This window comes from Bacillus sp. GMa5/1, assembly GCF_050172015.1.
GTDB classification, from domain to species: Bacteria; Bacillota; Bacilli; order Bacillales; family Bacillaceae_G; genus Bacillus_A; species Bacillus_A cereus.
This window is the reverse complement of record NZ_JBNLYC010000298.1, coordinates 1-3,557: the sequence shown is the minus strand read 5'-3', so window position 1 is coordinate 3,557 and position 3,557 is coordinate 1. Positions and strand designations below refer to the sequence as shown.

Below are 3,557 nucleotides of genomic sequence, written 5' to 3'. Positions count from 1 at the left end.
CCCTAATTTGTGTGTTATTTTATATTTTCTCTCCCGTAACTGAACCCGATATCATACGAGAAGGACTCTTTTTATTACACATTACGGCGCAAAACTAATTTGACCAGTAAACAATAGGATAATTGCTATGATCCAAAATATAAAAAATGATGAGGACAGTATTAATGAAAGAATAGCAATTCCCTTCTTCTCTGTTCTTTTCGTCATTGTGATTATTGAAAGCATGATACCTACACCTGTCAGGGCAATTGTAATATAATCCCCAACTATATTACCTGCATTGGCTATCCTTGTTGGCGTTATAAAAACGAATAGAAAACACAAAATGCCGATGAGTAAAGATGCATAGCTTATTATACTGTACTTCTTTTTAGGAACTATTTCAGTTTTCATACTAACCCCACCCCTTCTATATAGCTATGAGTTCATATTAACATGAATAACCATAATTTAGTTAAAATAAACTGGCCACTTCCTTAATAAAGATGGACGATTATCCTTTAATCTCTAGTAATTATTATATACAGAAAATAAAGTGAAACTTTAATCAGTGGAGGTTTTGTTCACCCTCCACTGATTATTAGTTGAAGCAATCAGGCTGCCCGTTAATGCGGAATAAAATGAAAGAGTTCTAAAAAATAAAGACTGTACCTTTAAAATAAAAGATTCAGTCTTTATTAATAACTTCTTTTATAAAGAAAACTCTCTATCACTCACTACCTTAAAAAACTCCGAGTAATGTGATAAAGAATAATCCGCTACATCACAATTACCTTGAAACATACATGTTGAAATACCTAATTCTTTTGCAGGTAATAAATCTAATTCTCTATCTCCAATAGCTAAATCAATATTATGCTTTTTATGTAAATGATTATAAGCTAAAGAGTTGGGCTTTCGGGGAAAGCCATCGTCAATTGTAACCATATCTACAAAGTATTTTTCCCAGCCGTAATATTTTAAAATGTCCATAACTCCTGCCCTATGTTTATGGGTCATAATCACATTTTTATCTGCAAATTTCAAAACCTCTTCGACACCTGCAAAAGGTTTCATATCTTTTGGCGTGAATTTTCCCTTCAAAACTTTAATCTTTTCTTCCTGCTCGCATGAAATATTATAATACTGAATTGCATGAGAGTATGATATTTTTAAGTTTTTGTATATTTCTTGTTTTTCTACTGAGTCACCTAATATTTCAGAAAGCATTATTGTATATGCAGGATACGTATCAAATAACGTCCCATCAAAATCCCATAAAATATTCATTCTATTCACCTTCTATTTTCAAATCATTGGATGACTAAATCCGCCCTATCCCTCGGCAATTCCGTTTCTAAGTAATAATCCTCTGCTTTCCAATACCTATTTTCAAACTTTGAAAGGTTCTTCTGTGTCTCCTCACTCTCACGTAGAAACCTTGTCTCTCTTGGACAGTCCAAATAGACCATATAATGAAAGAAATCTCTCCATTCTTTTCGCTGCAGAAAAACTCCTTCAATAACAATTACGCCTACAATAGGAATCTGTACTTTTTCCATTTCACATATATCTGTTTCTTCATGAAAAAAAGGTAATTTCAATTTTGTTTCGTGTTGTAGCTTTTGAAAAAATTTCTGCCTTAGCCATTCAATGTCCCATTGTAAATAATAATACTCGTACCATTCTTCATATCCAGTATGATATCGTTTATTACGCTCCACTATATGATCATCAATATGGAAAATATGAAACGGAATGCCTTCTTGTTTCATATTTTCTTTTAAATTGGCTACAAATGTTGTTTTTCCAGATCGACTTAAACCATCTATACCTAAAATGAATCTATTTTCCCTATGCTTCTTCATAATCGTTATAAGTTCGTTTGTACTCATTACTTCTTCCACTCTTCTTTTAATAAAGAATATAAAATGGTATCATGAGCAACTCCATTTTGAATCATATGTTTTCGGAGTAATCCTTCTTCTTGAAATCCTGCTTTACTTAATAATTTTTGAGAAGCTTTATTTTCTACATATACAACAGCAGCAACTCTAATAAGTTGCAATGTTTCAAACCCGTAAGTTAAAATTGCCTGTAACGCTTCCGTTGCATACCCTTGTCCCCAATATGTATCGTCTAATTCATAACCAATTTCAGCTCGTTTATGATGATTATTAATTAAATGAAATCCGCACGTTCCGATTAATTGGCCCGTCCCTTTTTTCTCGATTCCCCAGCGAAATACACTGCCCTCTTCATAACGATTTTTAAACGTTTGAATCGTTGTTTTCGCTTGCTCAATATTTTCAAAAGAATCCATTCCGAAATAACGTATAACTGATTCTTTCGAGAAATATTGGAACAGCGTTTCTGCATCTAATAGTGTAAGTTCTCTTAGTCGTAAACGTTCTGTTTCTAGTTTCGGAAATCCCATCTCTCTTTCTCCCTCTATTCTAATGAACTGCAAATTTCAATATAATTTCCATCTGGATCAGCAATGTAGGCAATTGTTTGTCCCCACGGTTTTACAATAGGTTCAACTAAAATCTTGATTCCTTGTTCTCTAAATTGCTCAATCGTTTCTTGTACATTCTCAACAACGAATCCTAATTCGAAATGAGAAGACTGTAATTCACCTTCTGTAAGCGGTAGTCCTGTTAATTCTTTCACATCTTGCCGCGTATTCATCGCTAAAATGGTAGTTCCAGTATTAAATTCAATATATGTTCCGTGCTCTGCTTTTATAGGTAACTGTAAAATATCTTTATAGAACCTTAAACATGCCTCAAACTTTTCTACATATAAAATGATGTACTTCATTTTCAAATTCATTTTACATCCCCCTTTGTATCTATTCCTAAAATTTCGACAAAAGTCTCATAAAAACCTTGTTCCTTGTAGTAATGAGCAAAAAAAATGAGGCCGATTTCTCGGCCCCCAGCTTATTGGCATAAAACAGGAGATTTGGTTTGGACATAACCAGTTCGTACTTTTATTATATTTTATTTTTTCTGAATTTTAAATACATTAAACACCTATTTATATTGAGAAAGTTTTTTGCTTGCATAAAATTAAAGATTTTAAGAAATGATACAAATGGAGGTGTATACATATGGAACCAATGCTATGTCCAAGTTGTAAAACAAACCGTACCCGCTTTAATATTCTTGAGCAACAAGTAAAACCAGTCAAATTAAATCCACAAACTGGTCAAGTAGAAGAAGAATACACAAATGAAACGATGAATGCTTTTCATATGGCCTATCAAGGACCTACATACCGTGTCCAATGCGCTGTATGTGGGCTTGTTGAAAACCCAGAACAATTTATTAAACCTGCTCAAAATCAGTCTTTCTAATAAAAACATGATTATCCCTTATAGAAATAGATTTTTCTATAAGGGATTTTTTCGTTTAATAAGTTAATTAAAAATGGATTTCTTCCTTATTATATGTTAAACTTCGCACTATTTTGCTAATATTCAAAAAAGGGCAATACATCAAGTAATATTAATATTTAGGATTTCGGATCATTTTAACTAGTGGTTTATTATTAAGAATCATTTCTTATTCATT

6 protein-coding genes are annotated in these 3,557 nt (G+C 32.3%); 1 reads left to right on the top strand and 5 read right to left on the bottom strand.

Going from position 1 to position 3,557, the window contains the following annotated elements:
* Window positions 1-81: 81 nt before the first annotated feature.
* The 5 genes from ACQGSG_RS27675 to ACQGSG_RS27655 form a co-directional block, all read right to left on the bottom strand.
* Complete coding sequence (locus ACQGSG_RS27675; protein WP_000845547.1) at window positions 82-393, bottom strand: hypothetical protein; 312 nt, start codon at window positions 391-393, stop codon at window positions 82-84.
* Window positions 394-690: 297 nt separating this feature from the next.
* Window positions 691-1,269 (bottom strand): HAD-IA family hydrolase, encoded by a 579-nt coding sequence (locus ACQGSG_RS27670; RefSeq protein WP_001024221.1) that lies wholly within the window; start codon window positions 1,267-1,269, stop codon window positions 691-693.
* A gap of 23 nt (window positions 1,270-1,292) precedes the next feature.
* Complete coding sequence (locus ACQGSG_RS27665; RefSeq protein WP_000106112.1) at window positions 1,293-1,874, bottom strand: kinase; 582 nt, start codon at window positions 1,872-1,874, stop codon at window positions 1,293-1,295.
* Entirely contained in the window at window positions 1,874-2,416 is a 543-nt protein-coding gene (locus ACQGSG_RS27660; RefSeq protein WP_000506676.1) for a GNAT family N-acetyltransferase, read from the bottom strand. The genes ACQGSG_RS27665 and ACQGSG_RS27660 overlap by 1 nt, the downstream gene beginning before the upstream one ends.
* A gap of 14 nt (window positions 2,417-2,430) precedes the next feature.
* Window positions 2,431-2,814 carry a VOC family protein gene (locus ACQGSG_RS27655; RefSeq protein WP_001049847.1) on the bottom strand — a complete coding sequence of 128 codons (384 nt, stop codon included), beginning with the start codon at window positions 2,812-2,814 and terminating at the stop codon, window positions 2,431-2,433.
* Window positions 2,815-3,094: 280 nt separating this feature from the next.
* On the opposite strand from ACQGSG_RS27655, the gene ACQGSG_RS27650 reads away from it, so the two are divergent.
* Window positions 3,095-3,340, top strand: coding sequence for a hypothetical protein (locus ACQGSG_RS27650; protein ID WP_000433609.1), 246 nt, complete (start codon window positions 3,095-3,097; stop codon window positions 3,338-3,340).
* Window positions 3,341-3,557 lie beyond the last annotated feature (217 nt).